The 17,654-nt window shown below is 60.2% G+C and carries 14 protein-coding genes and 1 pseudogene; 14 read left to right on the top strand and 1 reads right to left on the bottom strand.

Translation table 11 applies throughout. The features are described from left to right. Positions 1-187: 187 nt before the first annotated feature. The 10 genes and pseudogenes from rnr to ACVWZP_RS17725 all read left to right on the top strand — a co-directional run bounded on the left by rnr (position 188) and on the right by ACVWZP_RS17725 (position 11,403). Positions 188-2,825 (top strand): annotated as a pseudogene (gene rnr, locus ACVWZP_RS17770) (ribonuclease R). Continuing rightward, positions 2,822-3,577 carry a 23S rRNA (guanosine(2251)-2'-O)-methyltransferase RlmB gene (gene rlmB / locus ACVWZP_RS17765; RefSeq protein ID WP_046384896.1) on the top strand — a complete coding sequence of 252 codons (756 nt, stop codon included), beginning with the start codon at positions 2,822-2,824 and terminating at the stop codon, positions 3,575-3,577. Before rnr ends, rlmB begins: the two are co-directional and overlap by 4 nt. Positions 3,578-3,825: 248 nt before the next feature. Further along, a complete protein-coding gene (rpsF, locus tag ACVWZP_RS17760; protein ID WP_003217491.1) occupies positions 3,826-4,248 on the top strand; it encodes a 30S ribosomal protein S6 in 423 nt (140 codons plus the stop codon). A gap of 28 nt (positions 4,249-4,276) precedes the next feature. After that, a complete protein-coding gene (gene rpsR, locus ACVWZP_RS17755) occupies positions 4,277-4,507 on the top strand; it encodes a 30S ribosomal protein S18 (RefSeq protein ID WP_002551829.1) in 231 nt (76 codons plus the stop codon). A 36-nt stretch (positions 4,508-4,543) separates the two neighbouring features. Then, positions 4,544-5,437: a YybS family protein gene (locus tag ACVWZP_RS17750; RefSeq protein WP_026140381.1), complete on the top strand. Its 894-nt coding sequence runs from the start codon at positions 4,544-4,546 to the stop codon at positions 5,435-5,437. 18 nt (positions 5,438-5,455) lie between these two features. After that, positions 5,456-5,902, top strand: a complete 447-nt coding sequence (gene rplI, locus ACVWZP_RS17745; RefSeq protein WP_010563337.1) for a 50S ribosomal protein L9 — start codon at positions 5,456-5,458, stop codon at positions 5,900-5,902. Between the two features lie 110 nt (positions 5,903-6,012). Further along, positions 6,013-7,410, top strand: coding sequence for a replicative DNA helicase (gene dnaB / locus ACVWZP_RS17740; RefSeq protein WP_017849744.1), 1,398 nt, complete (start codon positions 6,013-6,015; stop codon positions 7,408-7,410). Between the two features lie 96 nt (positions 7,411-7,506). Further along, on the top strand, positions 7,507-9,810 hold the full coding sequence (locus ACVWZP_RS17735) for a YgiQ family radical SAM protein (RefSeq protein WP_026140380.1): 2,304 nt from the start codon (positions 7,507-7,509) through the stop codon (positions 9,808-9,810). Between the two features lie 226 nt (positions 9,811-10,036). Continuing rightward, the gene (locus ACVWZP_RS17730) at positions 10,037-10,963 is read left to right on the top strand and encodes a hypothetical protein (RefSeq protein ID WP_046384895.1); all 927 of its coding nucleotides are present in this window, start codon (positions 10,037-10,039) and stop codon (positions 10,961-10,963) included. Beyond that, the gene (locus tag ACVWZP_RS17725; RefSeq protein ID WP_057003679.1) at positions 10,963-11,403 is read left to right on the top strand and encodes a hypothetical protein; all 441 of its coding nucleotides are present in this window, start codon (positions 10,963-10,965) and stop codon (positions 11,401-11,403) included. Before ACVWZP_RS17730 ends, ACVWZP_RS17725 begins: the two co-directional genes overlap by 1 nt. A gap of 15 nt (positions 11,404-11,418) precedes the next feature. Here ACVWZP_RS17725 and ACVWZP_RS17720 read toward each other — a convergent pair whose 3' ends face one another. Further along, positions 11,419-11,907 (bottom strand): Hcp family type VI secretion system effector, encoded by a 489-nt coding sequence (locus ACVWZP_RS17720; protein WP_457369978.1) that lies wholly within the window; start codon positions 11,905-11,907, stop codon positions 11,419-11,421. A gap of 187 nt (positions 11,908-12,094) precedes the next feature. On the opposite strand from ACVWZP_RS17720, the gene ACVWZP_RS17715 reads away from it, so the two are divergent. The 4 genes from ACVWZP_RS17715 to ACVWZP_RS17700 all read left to right on the top strand — a co-directional run bounded on the left by ACVWZP_RS17715 (position 12,095) and on the right by ACVWZP_RS17700 (position 17,548). Further along, positions 12,095-13,009 carry a hypothetical protein gene (locus ACVWZP_RS17715; RefSeq protein ID WP_017849739.1) on the top strand — a complete coding sequence of 305 codons (915 nt, stop codon included), beginning with the start codon at positions 12,095-12,097 and terminating at the stop codon, positions 13,007-13,009. Further along, complete coding sequence (locus ACVWZP_RS17710; protein WP_079442726.1) at positions 13,006-13,464, top strand: hypothetical protein; 459 nt, start codon at positions 13,006-13,008, stop codon at positions 13,462-13,464. The genes ACVWZP_RS17715 and ACVWZP_RS17710 overlap by 4 nt, the downstream gene beginning before the upstream one ends. A 99-nt stretch (positions 13,465-13,563) precedes the next feature. Next, positions 13,564-14,058, top strand: coding sequence for a hypothetical protein (locus tag ACVWZP_RS17705; protein ID WP_046384891.1), 495 nt, complete (start codon positions 13,564-13,566; stop codon positions 14,056-14,058). A 199-nt stretch (positions 14,059-14,257) separates the two neighbouring features. Continuing rightward, on the top strand, positions 14,258-17,548 hold the full coding sequence (locus tag ACVWZP_RS17700; protein ID WP_457369977.1) for a transglutaminase family protein: 3,291 nt from the start codon (positions 14,258-14,260) through the stop codon (positions 17,546-17,548). The last annotated feature ends 106 nt before the right edge of the window (positions 17,549-17,654 follow it).

Genomic DNA, 17,654 nt, shown 5'->3' with positions numbered 1-17,654 from the left:
ATACGGAGTGGCTTTTGAACTGTAAACCCCTGCCATGAAAAAAGCCTGGAAAATTTCGCCAATGGTCGTACAAGGTGCGTGTTGGGGGTCACAAAGTGCTTTAAAACGCTTGTTGACGCCTGAAATTTCCCGTTTCAATACGCGTATGCCAAACTAACCCGCATATAGACAAGGTGAAAACTCTCTAATGGCCGATTGGCAGTCCCTCGATCCCGAGGCCGCTCGTGAAGCGGAAAAATATGAAAACCCTATTCCTAGCCGCGAACTGATCCTGGCGCATCTCGCCGATCGTGGTTCGCCTGCTAGCCGCGAGCAGCTGGTTGAAGAATTCGGTCTGACCACCGAAGACCAGCTCGAAGCCCTGCGCCCGCCGTCTGCGTGCCATGGAGCGCGATGCTCAGTTGATCTACACCCGCCGTGGCACCTATGCGCCCGTGGACAAGCTCGACCTGATCCTGGGTCGCATTGCCGGCCACCGTGACGGCTTTGGCTTCCTGATCCCGGATGACGGCAGCGACGACCTGTTCATGAGCCCGGCGCAAATGCGCCTGGTGTTCGATGGCGACCGTGCGCTGGCGCGCGTGTCGGGCCTGGACCGTCGCGGCCGCCGTGAAGGCGTGATCGTCGAAGTGGTGTCCCGTGCCCATGAGTCCATCGTCGGGCGTTACTTCGAAGAAGGCGGCATCGGCTTCGTCATTCCGGACAACCCGAAGGTCCAGCAGGAAGTGCTGGTGACCCCGGGCCGCAATGGCGCGGCCAAGGTCGGTCAGTTCGTGGAGGTGAAAATCACCCACTGGCCGACCCCGCGTTTCCAGCCTCAGGGCGATATCATCGAAGTGGTCGGCAACTACATGGCGCCGGGCATGGAAATCGACGTCGCGCTGCGCACCTACGATATTCCTCACGTCTGGCCCGAAGCCGTGCTCAAGGAAGCCGCCAAGCTCAAGCCGGAAGTCGAAGAGAAGGACAAGGAAAAGCGCATCGACCTGCGCCATCTGCCGTTTGTCACCATCGACGGCGAAGACGCCCGCGACTTCGACGATGCGGTGTATTGCGAAGCCAAGCCTGGCAAGTTGCGCCTGTTCTCCGGCGGCTGGAAGTTGTACGTGGCGATTGCCGACGTCTCCAGCTACGTGAAGATCGGTTCGGCGCTGGATAACGAAGCCCAGGTGCGCGGCAACTCCGTGTATTTCCCAGAGCGCGTGATCCCGATGCTGCCTGAGCAGCTGTCCAACGGCCTGTGCTCGCTGAACCCGAAAGTCGACCGTTTGGCCATGGTGTGCGAGATGACCCTCTCGAAAACCGGCGAAATGACCGACTACCAGTTCTACGAAGCGGTGATCCACTCCCAGGCGCGCCTGACCTACAACAAGGTCAGCACCATCCTGGAAGCGCCGAAGACCAGCGAAGCCAAGGCCCTGCGTACCGAATACGCCGGTGTGGTGCCGCATCTCAAGCAGCTGTATGCGCTGTACAAGGTGCTGCTGGGCGCACGTCATGTGCGTGGCGCGATCGATTTTGAAACCCAGGAAACCCGGATCATCTTCGGTTCCGAGCGCAAGATCGCCGAGATCACCCCGACCACCCGCAACGACGCGCACAAGCTGATCGAGGAATGCATGCTGGCGGCCAACGTGGCCACCGCTGAATTCCTGAAGAAGCACGAAATTCCTGCGCTGTACCGGGTGCACGACGGCCCGCCGCCGGAGCGTCTGGAAAAACTGCGCGCCTTCCTCGGCGAGCTCGGCCTGTCCCTGCATAAAGGCAAGGACGGCCCGTCGCCGAAGGATTACCAGGCACTGCTGGCCAGCATCAAGGACCGTCCGGATTTCCACCTGATCCAGACCGTGATGCTGCGTTCGTTGAGCCAGGCGGTGTACAGCGCCGACAATCAGGGCCACTTCGGCCTGAATTACGAGGCGTACACCCACTTCACCTCGCCGATCCGTCGTTACCCGGACTTGCTCACGCACCGCGCGATCCGCAGCGTGATCCACTCCAAGCAGGACACCCCGCACGTCAAGCGCGCCGGTGCCATGACCATTCCGAAGGCGCGGATCTATCCTTACGATGAAGCGGCCCTGGAACAGCTCGGCGAGCAGTGCTCCATGAGTGAGCGCCGTGCCGACGAAGCCACCCGCGACGTCGTGAACTGGCTCAAGTGCGAGTTCATGAAGGACCGCGTGGGCGAGTCGTTCCCTGGCGTGATCACGGCCGTGACCGGCTTTGGTCTGTTTGTCGAACTGACCGATATCTACGTCGAGGGCCTGGTGCATGTCACCGCCTTGCCGGGTGACTACTACCACTTCGATCCTGTGCATCACCGCCTGGCGGGCGAGCGTACCGGTCGCAGTTTTCGCCTGGGCGACACGGTCGAAGTGCGCGTCATGCGCGTCGACCTGGACGAACGCAAGATCGACTTCGAGATGGCCGAAAAAACCATCGCCGCGCCGATCGGCCGTAAAAAACGTGGCAGCGAAACCGCCGCGCCGGCCCCCCAAGGCAAGGGCGCTCCTGCGAAAGCAGCGGTTGCCGAGCCTGCGCCGGCCAAGGCCAGTCGTCGTCCGGCGGCCAAGGACAAGGTTCCCGAGGCCTACCGCCCAAGCGACGCAGCGGCGAAAAACGCCGAACTGCGCAGAAGCCGTGAGTTGAAGCAGCAGTTGCTCAACGAAGCCAAAAGCGGTGGTAAAGCGGCGTCTGGGGGAAAGCCCCACACGGCGGAAAAGCCGTCGAGCAAGCCCAGTAAACACCGTAAAGGCCCGCCAAAAGCGGGTTCGGCCCCCGCGAAAAGCGGCGGGTCGCGTAAACCTAAGGCCAAGTCATGAGTCTGGAAAAAATCTACGGCGTCCACGCCGTAGAAGCACTGCTGCGTCATCACCCTAAACGCGTCAAACAGGTTTGGCTGGCCGAAGGTCGCAGCGAGCCGCGCGTGCAGGCGCTGGTCGAGTTGGCCAACGAAAACCGCGTGGCGATCGGCCAGGCCGAGCGTCGCGAAATGGACGTGTGGGTTGAAGGCGTCCACCAAGGCGTCGTCGCGGATGTCAGCCCGAGCCAGGTATGGGGCGAGGCGATGCTCGACGAGCTGCTCGACCGCACCGAAGGCGCACCGCTGTTGCTGGTGCTGGACGGCGTGACCGACCCGCACAACCTCGGCGCCTGCCTGCGTTCTGCGGATGCTGCCGGTGCGCTGGCGGTGATCGTGCCCAAGGACAAGTCGGCCACGTTGACGCCAGTTGTGCGTAAAGTCGCATGCGGCGCGGCGGAAGTGATTCCGTTGGTGGCCGTGACCAACCTCGCGCGCACCCTGGAGAAACTCCAGCAGCGCGGCCTGTGGGTCGTGGGCACGGCGGGGGAGGCCGAGGTCAGCATTTATGACCAGGATCTCACCGGCCCGACCATCCTGATCATGGGCGCCGAAGGCAAAGGCATGCGTCGCCTGACCCGCGAGCATTGCGATTATCTGGTTCATCTGCCGATGGCTGGCAGCGTCAGCAGTCTCAACGTGTCGGTCGCTACCGGCGTGTGTCTGTTCGAAGCCCAGCGCCAGCGCGGTGCGAAGGCCAAGACCAAGAAGTAATGTCGGGCCTGGCATAGATGCAAAATGTGGGAGGGGGCAAGCCCTCTCCCACTTTTGTTTTGTGGTGTCTGGAAGATTGTTCAAATAATCACCAATCACCTTGCGCCCTTCCTCCCCCTTCTCTACAATTGCGCCCCTTGCCTTCCTGGCAGGCACCGATGTGCCTCCCTGCGGCAAGATCCATAAGTGTCATTCACTCCTTGTCTGACCGTTTTTGAGCGGCAGGCTACAACCCGTAAGGAGCATTCATGCGTCATTACGAAATCATCTTTTTGGTCCACCCGGATCAAAGCGAGCAAGTCGGCGGCATGGTAGAGCGTTACACCAAGCTGATCGAAGAAGACGGCGGCAAAATCCACCGTCTGGAAGATTGGGGCCGTCGTCAACTGGCCTACGCAATCAACAATGTTCACAAGGCTCACTACGTGATGCTGAACGTTGAATGCACTGGCAAGGCCCTGGCCGAGCTGGAAGACAACTTCCGCTACAACGATGCTGTGATCCGTAACCTGGTCATCCGTCGCGAAGAAGCCGTTACCGGCCAATCCGAGATGCTCAAGGCTGAAGAAAACCGCAGTGAGCGCCGTGAGCGTCGCGACCGTCCTGAGCACGAAGGCGCTGAAAGCGCTGATAGTGATGACAGCGACAACAGCGATAACGCTGACGAGTAATCCACGGACCTTTTAAGGAGCCTATCAAATGGCACGTTTCTTCCGTCGTCGTAAATTCTGCCGCTTCACCGCTGAAGACGTGAAAGAGATCGATTACAAAGATCTCAACACTCTGAAAGCCTACGTATCCGAGACCGGCAAAATCGTTCCAAGCCGTATCACCGGTACCAAAGCACGTTATCAGCGTCAGCTGGCCACCGCTATCAAGCGCGCCCGCTTCCTGGCCCTGCTGGCCTACACCGACAGCCACGGCCGCTGAGACCGGGCAGTCGACAAGTAGTAAGGGATTGAATGCATGCGCGCCTTAGCTGAGTTCATCATGCGCGGTCGCGTGCAGGCCACTCTGGTAGTGGCTGGATGTGCAGCATTGCCGTTGTTGTATTGGTTGGGTGCTGCCGCGGGATGCCTTGTGCTTCTGCGGCGCGGTTTGCAGGATGCCGTTGGCGTCCTGGCCCTGGGGTTGCTGGCTGCCTTGATCTGGTGGCTGCAATTGGGCGAACCCAAAGTGCTTATGGTGCTGCTGGGGTCGTCGAGCCTTGCGTTGGTTTTACGCGCAAGTGAGTCCTGGGTCCGCACGCTGCTGGTCAGCGTGGCATTGGGGTTGGTGTTTTCAGTGTTGCTCGGCGCGGCTTTCCACCCGCAAATCGAGGCGCTGGCGCAAGAGATCGTCAAGGTCCTGCCGCTGGCTCTCGGGGAGCTCTACCAGCAATTGTCGGTAGACGAGCGAGCGCGCCTTGCGGCGCTGATAGCACCGGCCCTGATCGGCCTGATGGCGGTGGTGTTGCAGATTGTCAGTGTGCTGAGCCTGATGCTTGGGCGTTACTGGCAGGCGTTGTTGTACAACCCGGGTGGTTTTGGTCGCGAGTTTCGCCGTATCAGAATTCCCGCGGGCCCGGCGATGTTGCTGCTGGCATGCATGGTGGTCGGACCGAACTTCGGTCCAGAGGCGGCCTTGTTATTGCTGTTTTGCAGCGTACCGCTGGTGTTCTCCGGGCTGGCCCTGATTCACGGGCTGGTGGCGCAGAAGCGCCTGGCCAGGTTCTGGCTGGTGGGGTTGTACGTCACGCTGATGCTGTTCATGCAGCTGATCTATCCGTTACTCGTGGTTTTGGCCATTGTCGACGGCCTGATTGATTTTCGCGGTCGTCTGGCGCCGAAAGACGCCGATAACGCGAACGGTGAAGGTTAAAAGTTAGAGGATTTTCACATGCAACTGATCCTTCTGGAAAAAGTCGCCAACCTGGGCAACCTGGGCGACAAAGTGAACGTTAAGGCCGGCTACGGTCGTAACTACCTGCTGCCATACGGCAAAGCCACCGCTGCAACCGCTGCCAACCTGGCTGCGTTTGAAGAGCGTCGTGCTGAGCTGGAAAAAGCAGCAGCAGACAAAAAAGCTTCGGCCGAAACTCGCGCTGCCCAACTGGCTGAGCTGGAAGTGACTATCACTGCCACCGCCGGTGACGAAGGCAAGCTGTTCGGTTCGATCGGCACCCACGACATCGCTGACGCACTGACCGCCTCTGGCGTTGAAGTTGCGAAAAGCGAAGTTCGTCTGCCGAACGGCACCATCCGCAACGTAGGTGAATTCGACGTAGCCGTGCACCTGCACGCTGAAGTTGAAGCCACTGTACGCGTTGTCGTGGTAGCAGCTTAAGTCGCACCTAACTGACTGGCACCTCGCGTGCCAGGCGGTTAACATCGGGCACGATCCTGTTTACAGGTCGTGCCTTTTGTTTTTTACACACCCCCTAATTCCAAGTGGCCATGAACGATATTTCAGCTCCTGAGCAATACGATCTGCAAACCGCTGCCCTGAAGGTGCCGCCGCATTCCATCGAGGCCGAACAGGCCGTGCTCGGTGGTTTGATGCTGGACAACAACGCCTGGGAACGCGTGCTGGATCAAGTCTCGGACGGTGATTTCTATCGTCATGACCACCGCCTGATCTTCCGTGCCATCGCCAAGCTGGCCGACCAGAACTCACCGATCGACGTGGTGACCCTGGCCGAGCAGCTGGACAAGGAAGGCCAGACCTCCCAGGTCGGCGGCCTGGGCTACCTCGGTGAGTTGGCCAAAAACACGCCGTCCGTCGCCAACATCAAGGCGTATGCCCAGATCGTTCGCGAGCGCGCCACCTTGCGTCAGTTGATCGGCATCAGCACCGAAATCGCCGACAGCGCCTTCAACCCCGAAGGTCGCAGCGCCGCCGAGATCCTTGACGAGGCCGAGCGCCAGATCTTCCAGATCGCCGAAGCCCGGCCGAAAACCGGCGGCCCGGTCAGCGTCAACGACCTGCTGACCAAGGCCATCGACCGCATCGATACGTTGTTCAACACCGACAACGCCATCACCGGCATCTCCACCGGCTACACCGACCTCGACGAGAAGACCAGCGGCCTGCAGCCGTCCGACCTGATCATCGTCGCCGGCCGTCCATCCATGGGTAAAACCACCTTTGCGATGAACCTGGTGGAAAACGCCGTGTTGCGCAGTGACAAGACCGTGCTGGTGTACTCCCTGGAGATGCCAGGCGAATCGCTGATCATGCGGATGCTCTCGTCCCTGGGCCGTATCGACCAGACCAAAGTGCGTGCCGGTCGCCTGGAAGACGACGATTGGCCGCGCCTGACCTCGGCGGTCAACCTGCTCAACGACCGCAAGCTGTTCATCGATGACACCGCCGGCATCAGCCCGTCGGAGATGCGCGCGCGTACCCGCCGCCTGGTGCGTGAACACGGCGATATCGCCCTGATCATGATCGACTACCTGCAACTGATGCAGATCCCGGGTTCCAGCGGCGACAACCGGACCAACGAGATTTCCGAGATCTCCCGGTCCTTGAAAGCCCTGGCCAAGGAATTCAACTGCCCGGTGGTGGCGCTGTCGCAGCTCAACCGTTCCCTGGAACAACGCCCCAACAAGCGCCCGGTGAACTCCGACTTGCGTGAATCCGGAGCGATCGAGCAGGATGCCGACGTGATCATGTTCGTCTACCGCGACGAGGTGTATCACCCGGAGACCGAGCACAAAGGCATTGCCGAAATCATCATCGGCAAGCAGCGGAACGGCCCGATCGGCTTTATCCGCCTGGCGTTCATCGGTAAATACACGCGTTTCGAGAACCTTGCGCCGGGCAGTTACAACTTCGACGACGACGAATAATCCTTCTGTTCAATTCCTACTGTTATCGTCGGAATTGGTCAAAATTTGTGCTATATTCCGCGCCCGCGATTTTTCATCTCAACACCGGTCACCGTCATGCAAACAGCCAAGCCGTTATTTGACTATCCCAAGTACTGGGCCGAATGTTTCGGTCCTGCGCCATTCCTGCCGATGAGCAGGGAGGAGATGGATCAGCTTGGCTGGGATTCCTGCGACATCATCATCGTCACCGGTGATGCCTACGTTGACCATCCGTCGTTCGGCATGGCGATCATCGGCCGGCTGCTGGAGTCCCAGGGCTTCCGCGTCGGGATCATTGCCCAGCCGAACTGGCAGTCCAAAGATGACTTCATGAAGCTCGGCGAGCCGAACCTGTTCTTCGGCGTCGCGGCCGGCAACATGGACTCGATGATCAACCGCTACACCGCTGACAAGAAAATCCGCTCCGACGACGCCTACACCCCTGGCGGCATGGCCGGCAAACGCCCGGACCGCGCGAGCCTGGTGTACAGCCAGCGGTGCAAGGAAGCCTACAAGAACGTGCCGATCGTGCTCGGTGGCATCGAAGCGTCCCTGCGCCGCATCGCCCACTACGACTACTGGCAGGACCGGGTGCGCAATTCGATCCTGATCGACGCCACCGCCGACATCCTGCTGTACGGCAACGCCGAGCGGGCCATCGTCGAAGTGGCCCAGCGCCTGTCGTGGGGCCACAAGATCGAAGACATCACCGATGTGCGCGGCACCGCGTTCATTCGCCGTGATACGCCCGAAGGCTGGTATGAGGTGGACTCCACCCGTATCGACCGTCCGGGCAAGGTCGACAAGATCATCAACCCATACGTGAATACCCAGGACACCCAGGCCTGCGCCATCGAGCAGGAAAAGGGGCCGGTTGAAGATCCGCAGGAAGCCAAGGTCGTGCAGATCCTGGCCAGCCCGCGCATGACCCGTGAGAAGACCGTGATCCGCCTGCCATCGGTGGAAAAAGTCCGTGGTGACGCGGTGCTTTATGCCCACGCCAACCGCGTGTTGCACCTGGAAACCAACCCAGGCAACGCCCGGGCCCTGGTGCAGAAACACGGCGAAGTGGACGTGTGGTTCAACCCGCCGCCCATTCCGATGACCACCGAAGAAATGGACTACGTGTTTGGCATGCCTTACGCACGTGTCCCGCACCCTGCGTATGGCAAGGAAAAAATCCCGGCCTACGACATGATCCGTTTCTCGGTGAACATCATGCGTGGCTGTTTCGGCGGCTGTACCTTCTGCTCGATCACCGAGCACGAAGGCCGCATCATCCAGAACCGTTCCGAAGAGTCGATCATTCGCGAGATCGAAGAAATCCGCGACAAGGTTCCGGGTTTCACCGGCGTGATTTCCGACCTCGGCGGCCCGACCGCGAACATGTACCGCATCGCCTGCAAGAGCCCGGAAATCGAATCCGCGTGCCGCAAGCCGTCGTGCGTGTTCCCTGGCATCTGCCCGAACCTGAACACCGACCACTCGTCGCTGATCCAGTTGTATCGCAGCGCCCGTGCGTTGCCGGGTGTGAAGAAGATCCTGATCGCCTCCGGCCTGCGCTACGACCTGGCCGTTGAGTCGCCGGAGTATGTGAAGGAACTGGTCACCCACCACGTCGGTGGTTACCTGAAGATCGCGCCGGAACACACTGAGGAAGGTCCGCTCAACCAGATGATGAAACCGGGCATCGGCAGCTATGACAAGTTCAAGCGCATGTTCGAGAAGTACACCAAGGAAGCGGGCAAGGAACAGTACCTGATCCCGTACTTCATCGCCGCCCACCCTGGCACCACCGATGAAGACATGATGAACCTGGCCCTGTGGCTCAAGGGCAACGGTTTCCGCGCCGACCAGGTGCAGGCGTTCTACCCGTCGCCGATGGCCACCGCCACCGCGATGTACCACTCGGGCAAGAACCCGCTGCGCAAGGTCACCTACAAGAGCGACGCGGTGACCATCGTCAAGAGCGAAGAACAGCGCCGTCTGCACAAGGCGTTCCTGCGCTACCACGACCCGAAAGGCTGGCCGATGCTGCGCGAAGCACTGACCCGCATGGGCCGCGCCGACCTGATCGGGCCGGGCAAGGATCAACTGATCCCGTTGCACCAGCCGGCCACCGACAGCTACCAGAGCGCGCGTCGCAAGAACTCGACGCCGGCCGGCAGCCACAAGGTCGCCAAGGAAACCACCACCAGGATCCTCACCCAGCACACCGGCCTGCCGCCCCGTGGCAGCGACGGCAGCAACCCGTGGGACAAGCGCGAGCAAGCCAAGGCCGCGGCCATGGCGCGCAACAAGCAGGCCGCCAAGGAACGCGCTGATGCGGCCAAGGGCAAGGGTGGCAAGCCAGCCCGCAAGCCGGTGGTACCGCGTTGATCGTTGCCTGAATATGCCAAACGCCAGCCTCGTGCTGGCGTTTTGCTTTCTAGCCGGTGGGGAGTCTGTTTGTTAAGGTGGCGGCCATTAAATCGCTATCGGGAGCAAGCCGAATCGTCGCACCGGCCCTCCCGCATTTTGAATGTATTCACACTTCAAATGTGGGAGGGGGCTTGCCCCCGATGGCGTCAGTCCAGTCCCCAACTTTTCAAGGAAGAACACCCCCATGAGCAACCCCCTGCTCAACATCGGCATGGACTCCAATCGCTCGCAGTTCATGGCGCGCCAGCGCATCGAGAGTGAAGTCGACCTGCCTCGGCTGTTTGCCATCATCGACGCCGACCCCGGCATCGTCGGCGCGGGCGTGGTGTATATCGATGCTGACTTCAACGTCGTGACCCTGCGCGAGTTCAAGCCGATCTGCAGCATTCGACCCAAGCGCATCATTGTGCGCGAGGCGCAGAAATACATCGCCCCGGCGCAGTTCGCCGACCAAGTGTTGAACAACCCGCGCGAGTCGCGACTGGTGAGTGAAGCCTTCAACACCACGTTGTCCTGCGGTGGCGCGGTCATTGGCTGGCTGGTGGTGTTGAGCGGCACTATCGCGATCCCGTTCACCGCCGGCGCCAGCACGGTCGTGACGGCCATCGGCTATACCGCCGCCTCGGCGAGCACCGTGTCGTGCCTGGTCGGTGGGTTCCGCACGCGCAACGAAATCGTCAACCCGTCGATGAATGATTACCTGGATAACGAAGAGTGGTACCAGACGGCGACCAAAGTCCTCGACGGTGCCGCCTTGGTCGGCGTGGGCGCCTCGGCGCTGACGACAGTCAAGCTGGTCAACGTCACTCGTGCGGCCACGGGTAAAAGCCTGCGTCAGGTGCTCAAAGGCCTGAACGGGCAGGAGCGGGAGAAACTCACCAAAGAGCTGCTGAAAGTGGCCGACCCGCAAATGTCGAACAAGATGCGCAAGCTGCTGCAACTGAGCGGCGAGTTGCCCAAACGCTTTACGCCGACCCAGCTCAAGCACGCCACCTATGTCCAATTGGGCGATGCCTTCAGTGCGGGGCTGAGCGTCTGGGGCTTGAAGCGTTCGGATAACTACAAACAGGCCAAGACCTTCGCGATTGGCTTGTACGAAGAGGCCGAGTGATGGGTGGTGTTCCTTCGCTTAAACCGTTTTTGCTGGAGCATTTTCCCGCATTCATCGGCGTGATTCTCGCTGGTTGCCTCGGCGGTTCGGCGGCGATTTCCCTGGCGGCCAGCACCTATTTTTCCGACGTGCCCATGGCAACCAATGCCACTGTGTCCTGGTTCGTGGTGATAGCCGCCGCACTGTTCGTGGCCAACAGCAACTTCCTGGTGGTGCGCGGCCGAGCCTGGGCCGTGTGGGCGATGGTGGCGTTTTTTGCGGTGTGCCTGTTGGTCGTGCTGCCGACACTGCTCTATCGGCCGCACTGGTTTATCTACAGTGAAAGCCTGTTCTGGCCATTGCTGGGGTTGTTGCTGATCAACAGCAAGGGCTATCGGTCGATGGTCAAGAAGTTGGTTGAAGTGCGGCGGTTGCGGGAGGCGGCCAAGGCGGGGCTGTAGCCTCGGCACGTGGTTTCAGATTTTGACGTTCTGGCGAATGTTCCAGCCGTATTTGACGGCGCCGCCGTCCTTGCCGCCGTCGGATTTCTGCGGCTGGTAGCTGACTTCGACCGTGGCGAAGTTCAGGGCTATCACCTCAGTCAGCACATCGCTGCTGGTCACCGCGTCGGTTTGGTAGGACGTGACCATCACTTCCTTCAGCGTGATCACCAGATACTCCACGGCATTGCTGCCACCGGCCTTGCGCACCACCAACCGTGCCTCCGGGTAATGCTTGCCGGTGGAGCAGGCCATCATCAGGTTGGGTGAAGACTTGTCCATGACCTTGGAGACAGACAGGTTTTCAATATTGACCTTGCCGGCACCGCCGCCGCTGCCGGTATGCATCGAACCGGTCTGGGACATGCCCCAGACCCATCGGCTGATCTCGATTTCGTCGCGATGAGCCTGGTCTTTGGACTCGCCCTTGATGTCCCCCAGCTTCAAAAACATATCAGTTGCCATTGTCACTCCCTGTTTTGGTGTGCGCCGGTAGTGGCGCGGGGCGTACTTTTTCTTATTCGGGATATGGCTTACAAGGGGCGGCATCACGATCAGGAAGTGCCTGTCCGGATAAAACGAAGCTTCTGACATTTTTCGGGGATAGGCAGTCTTTACCCTCTGCGCTCTTGTGAACCTCAGGAGTAAAGGGATGACTTCCAGCGTATTCAGAGACAGTTTCCTCAGTCCCAATTACATGACGCGGCAGCGGCTGGAAAGCAGTATTGATCTGCGCAAGTTATTTGCGGCGATTGATGCTGATCCGGCCATCGTCGGTGCCGGCGTGGTGTACATCGACGCGCAGCTACGGATGGTTGTGCTGCGTGAATTTCAGCCGATTTGCAGTATCGCGCCGAAGAATGTGATTTTGCGCGAGGCGCCCAGCTATGTCGGGCGGGTGGAGTTCGCTCGGCAACTGGCGAATGAGCCGCGAGAGTCGCAGGTGGCGTTTGAGGCGGTGAATACAGCTTTGGCGTGTACTTCTGCGGTAATCAGTTGGATCGTGGTACTGAGTGGATCGGCGCTCAGTCCGTTCAGCTTTGGGGTTACTGGGGTGGTAGCTGCGATAAGCTTTACATCAGCAACAGCCAGTTCAATTCAGTGCTTAGTTGGCGGCCAGAGGACTCGCAACGAAATTATTGACCCGGCTCTTAACGATGCTCTGGATAGCGAGCCATGGTATCAGGCTGTGACGATTGGTTTGGACGCTGTTTCGCTACTGGGCGCTAGTGTCTCGGCACTGGCAACTATACGACTGGTTAATGCGACAAGAAAATCTACCGGAAAAACTTTGCCGCAGGTGTTGAAAGGACTGAGTCGTCAAGAGCGAGCAAAGTTGACCCAGGAGTTGTTGAGTATTCGGCACCCGGAAATGACCCGGAAAATGATCAGGTTGAAGCAACTCGCTGGAAAAATGCCAAAGCGTTTTACGCCCGCAGAAGTAAAACAGGGCACTGTTTTGCAGATTCAAGACGCTCTAGGTGCTGCCTTAGGGGTTGCTAGCAGTTCGATGTCTGGGAATATTCGCACTGTCGCGGTCGGAATTTATGAGGAGATGACCGAGTGATATTGCTGCTGCCCCTTCGCCCTTTTCTCAAGCGTTATTTACCCGTGTTTCTCGGGGGGATTTTTTCAAGCATTTTTGCTGGATCTTCCGTAGTGGTGGTAGTGCAAAATTACTATCTCAAAGCCATTTCTTTAGCTATTTCGGCACAAGTAGCGTGGTGGGCATGTGTCGTTCTGGCATGCGCCTTGAGTCTTAGCAACATTATGATTGTCCGTGGGCGACGAGACTGGGTGTGGGTCATGGTTGTCTATTTTGGAGCCTGCCTGGTTACCGCTCTTCCGGCCATTCGTTATTCCCCTCATCTGTTCATCTATGCCGAAAGTTTGTTTTGGCCATTGCTTGGTCTGCTGATTCTCAACAGCAAGCGTCATCGTGAGATGCGTGGGAAGCTTGTTGAACTTCGTTTTAGGCGAAAACGGATACAGAAAATTGCTGACAGGCTACAAAAAAGGTGATTTTGCTTTGATTAATTGGGAGCGTTGCCTCATTCCCGACAACTTACTGTTCGGGAACATCCGGATCGTCGCGGTTGGGCTGTATGAGGATATATCAGAGTGAGACTTCTCGGACGGAAACCTCTCATACCGGTGCGCCCTTTTCTTTTGCGCTACTTTCCCGTGTTTATCGGCGTAATTTTAGCGGGCATCTTCGGCAGTTCTTCTGTTGTTGTGCTGGTGGAAAACTATTATTTTCCATCGTTATCGAACGCGGCTGCTAAAAGTGCCGGCGTGCTCTTGGCCTGGTTTATCACCCACTGCAATTTCATGATCGCCTACGGGCGACCTAAGTGGGTCTGGGGCATGTATGGCCTTTTCATCGCCTGCCTGTTGGTCGCTGTGCCAGGTTTTCATTTTTCACCGAACCCATTCATTTACGCGGAATGCTTCTTTTGGCCGGTACTCGGCCTGCTGCTGCTTCGCAGCAAACGCCACCGGGAACTGCGTGCCAAATGCGTAGAACTTCGCCATATGCGCGGGAAGGTAAGGGTGGCCATTGAAAAGCGGCGTAAACACGAGCGCGCAATAATCAGAATAAAGAAATCGAGGTAATTCCCCACCCCGCCCCCAAAACCGATACCGCCCCACCCACTCCCCGCCACATATATGTGCAGCTCTTGCACCATTGCACCAACGTTGGCGCCGTTTTGGTGCTGTACTGCACCGGGTCTTACGATAAAGCGCAATGACTGCCGCTCTGGCATAAGTCTTGCGCGCGTTGTGTCCATGCCCTGGCTTGCAGGAGGCCGCCGTGTCGATTCATGTCGCGTTGCACCACGTTACGCATTACCGCTACGACCGCGCTGTCGAACTCGGCCCACAGATCGTGCGTTTGCGCCCGGCGGCCCATAGCCGCACGCGGATTTTGTCCTACGCACTGAAAGTGCTGCCCGAGCAGCATTTCATCAATTGGCAGCAGGACCCTCAGGGTAATTACCTGGCGCGCCTGGTGTTCCCGGAAAAGACTGACGAACTGCGTATCGAAGTCGACCTGGTCGCCGAGATGGCGGTGTTCAACCCGTTCGATTTTTTCCTTGAACCCTACGCGGAAAAAATCCCGTTTCGCTACGCCGCCGACGAGCAGCGCGAGCTGGCGCCGTACCTGGAAACCTTGCCGCTGACGCCGAGGTTCGCCGCTTACCTGGCGGGTATCGACCGCACGCCGCTGCCGGCCGTGGATTTCCTGGTGGGCCTCAACCAACGCCTGGCCGCCGATATCGGTTACCTGATCCGCATGGAACCCGGCGTGCAGACCCCGGAGTTCACCCTGGAAAATGCCTCCGGCTCGTGCCGCGATTCGGCTTGGCTGCTGGTGCAATTGCTGCGCAACCTGGGGCTGGCGGCGCGGTTTGTGTCCGGCTATCTGATTCAGCTCACCGCCGACGTCAAAGCCCTCGATGGCCCGTCCGGCACCGAGGTGGACTTCACCGACCTGCACGCCTGGTGCGAAGTGTATTTGCCCGGCGCCGGCTGGATCGGCCTGGATGCCACCTCCGGGTTATTCGCCGGTGAAGGCCATATTCCGTTGGCCTGTAGTCCCGATCCATCGTCTGCCGCGCCGATCAGTGGCCTGGTGGAGCCGTGCGAGTGCGAATTCACCCACGAGATGTCGGTAGAGCGCATCTGGGAAGCGCCACGGGTAACCAAGCCCTACACCGAAGAACAGTGGCTGGCGATCCAGGCCCTGGGGCGGCAGATCGATGGCGACCTGCTGGCGGACGACGTGCGCCTGACCATGGGCGGCGAACCGACCTTCGTCTCCATCGACGACCCCGACGGCGCCGAGTGGAACACCGCTGCCCTGGGGCCGGACAAGCGTCGCCTGTCGGCCGAGCTGTTCCAGCGCATGCGCAAGCACTACGCGCCCAAGGGCCTGGTGCATTTCGGCCAGGGCAAGTGGTACCCCGGCGAGCAACTGCCGCGCTGGTCGCTCAACTGTTACTGGCGCCGCGATGGCGAGCCGATTTGGCACAACAGCGCGCTGATCGCCGATGAGCAACAGGACTACGGCGCCGACGGCGTGCTGGCCGGGCGTTTCCTGGGCAGTGTTGCCGAGCGCCTGAAGTTGCCGGCGCGCTTTGTGTTTCCGGCCTTTGAAGACAACTTCTACTACCTGTGGCGCGAAGGCGCGCTGCCGCAAAACGTCACCGCCCTCGACCCGCGCCTGAGCGATGAGCTGGAACGCGAGCGTCTGCGCAAAGTGTTCAGCCAGGGCCTGGACAAGGTCATCGGCCAAGTGCTGCCGCTGGCGCGCACCGCTGCCAATGACCGCTGGCAGAGTGGGCGCTGGTACCTGCGCGACAATCACTGCCGACTGGTGCCGGGGGATTCGCCGCTGGGTTATCGCCTGCCGCTGGCCTCGCAGCCCTGGGTGACGGCGGCAGAGTACCCGTTTGTCCACCCGACCGACCCCAACCAGGACTTGCCCGAGCTGCCGAGCACGGCGCAATTGCAACGCCATGGCGAAGCGGCGCCGAGCGTTGAGCGCCTGCCGAAGATCGACGAGTCCGCCGACTGGCTGACCCGCACCGCACTGTGCGCCGAAGCGCGCGAAGGCCGCCTGTATCTGTTCATGCCGCCGCTGGAGCTCGTCGAGGACTACCTGGAGCTGGTGGCCGCCATCGAAGCCACCGCCGAAGAGCTGCACTGCCCGGTGCTGCTGGAGGGCTACGAGCCGCCGGCGGATTACCGTCTGAGCAACTTCCGGGTCACGCCCGACCCGGGTGTGATCGAGGTCAACGTGCAGCCGTCCGCCACCTGGGACGAGTTGGTGGAACGCACCGAATTCCTCTACGAAGAGGCGCGGCAAACCCGCCTGACCACCGAAAAGTTCATGATCGACGGGCGCCACACTGGTACCGGCGGCGGTAACCACTTCGTGCTGGGCGGCGCGACACCCAAGGACTCACCGTTCCTGCGGCGTCCCGATCTGCTGCGCAGTTTGATCAGCTACTGGCACAACCATCCGTCATTGTCCTACCTGTTTTCCGGCTTGTTCATCGGCCCGACGTCCCAGGCGCCCCGGGTCGATGAAGCGCGTAACGATGCGCTGTATGAGCTGGAAATCGCCTTCGCGCAAATGCCCGCGCCAGGCGAAGAGTGCCCGCCGTGGCTGGTCGACCGCCTGCTGCGCAATCTGCTGATCGACGTGACGGGCAACACCCACCGCGCCGAATTCTGTATCGATAAGCTCTACTCGCCCGATGGCGCCACCGGGCGCCTGGGCCTGCTGGAGTTGCGCGCCTTTGAAATGCCGCCCCATGCGCGCATGAGCCTGACCCAGCAACTGCTGCTGCGCGCGCTGGTGGCGCGCTTCTGGCGCGAACCCTATGCGCCCCCGAAACTGGCGCGCTGGGGCACTGAGCTGCATGACCGTTTCCTGTTGCCGCACTTCATCGAGCAGGATTTTGCCGACGTGATCGTCGAACTCAACGCCGCCGGCTACCCGCTGCGCGCCGAATGGTTTGCCGCGCACCTGGAATTCCGCTTTCCCAAAGTCGGCGACTACGCCGTCAGCGGTATCGAGCTGGAACTGCGCCAGGCCCTGGAACCCTGGCATGTGCTGGGCGAGGAGGGCGCGGTGGGCGGCACGGTGCGTTATGTGGATTCGTCCCTGGAGCGCCTGCAGGTGAAATTGAGCGGGCTGCCACCGCAACGCTATTTGCTCACCTGCAACGGCATCCCGGTGCCGCTGCAAGCGACCGGGCGCATCGGCGAGTTCGTCGCCGGCGTGCGGTATCGCGCCTGGCAACCGGCCAACTGCCTGCAGCCGACCATCGCGGTCCACGCGCCGTTGGTGTTCGACCTGCTGGACACCTGGATGCAGCGCTCCCTGGGCGGTTGCCAGTATCATGTGGCGCATCCGGGCGGGCGTAACTACGACAGCCTGCCGGTGAATGCCAATGAAGCCGAGAGCCGGCGCATGGCGCGGTTCTTCCGCCTGGGTCATACACCGGGCAAGCAGCCGGTTCCGACCGTAGTGGTGAACGATGAATTACCGATGACCCTGGATCTGCGACGTTTCCCCAATAAAAATGACTGAATGCAAGCCAAAATGTGGGAGGGAGCTTGCTCCCGATTGCGGTAAATCAGCCGATACATGAGTTGACTGACCCACCGCAATCGGGAGCAAGCCCCCTCCCACAAAG

Source organism: Pseudomonas sp. TE36184 (assembly GCF_054060055.1).
This window is presented reverse-complemented; position numbering and strand designations above follow the sequence as displayed.

Bases quoted from the DNA above. Each gene is read 5' to 3' on its own strand.
- rpsR (WP_002551829.1), top strand. From the start codon at position 4,277: ATGGCACGTTTCTTCCGTCGTCGTAAATTCTGCCGCTTCACCGCTGAA.
- ACVWZP_RS17720 (WP_457369978.1), bottom strand. From the start codon at position 11,907: ATGGCAACTGATATGTTTTTGAAGCTGGGGGACATCAAGGGCGAGTCC.
- ACVWZP_RS17750 (WP_026140381.1), top strand. From the start codon at position 4,544: ATGCGCGCCTTAGCTGAGTTCATCATGCGCGGTCGCGTGCAGGCCACT.
- rplI (WP_010563337.1), top strand. From the start codon at position 5,456: ATGCAACTGATCCTTCTGGAAAAAGTCGCCAACCTGGGCAACCTGGGC.
- rlmB (WP_046384896.1), top strand. From the start codon at position 2,822: ATGAGTCTGGAAAAAATCTACGGCGTCCACGCCGTAGAAGCACTGCTG.
- ACVWZP_RS17715 (WP_017849739.1), top strand. From the start codon at position 12,095: ATGACTTCCAGCGTATTCAGAGACAGTTTCCTCAGTCCCAATTACATG.
- ACVWZP_RS17725 (WP_057003679.1), top strand. From the start codon at position 10,963: ATGGGTGGTGTTCCTTCGCTTAAACCGTTTTTGCTGGAGCATTTTCCC.
- dnaB (WP_017849744.1), top strand. From the start codon at position 6,013: ATGAACGATATTTCAGCTCCTGAGCAATACGATCTGCAAACCGCTGCC.
- ACVWZP_RS17730 (WP_046384895.1), top strand. From the start codon at position 10,037: ATGAGCAACCCCCTGCTCAACATCGGCATGGACTCCAATCGCTCGCAG.
- ACVWZP_RS17735 (WP_026140380.1), top strand. From the start codon at position 7,507: ATGCAAACAGCCAAGCCGTTATTTGACTATCCCAAGTACTGGGCCGAA.
- rpsF (WP_003217491.1), top strand. From the start codon at position 3,826: ATGCGTCATTACGAAATCATCTTTTTGGTCCACCCGGATCAAAGCGAG.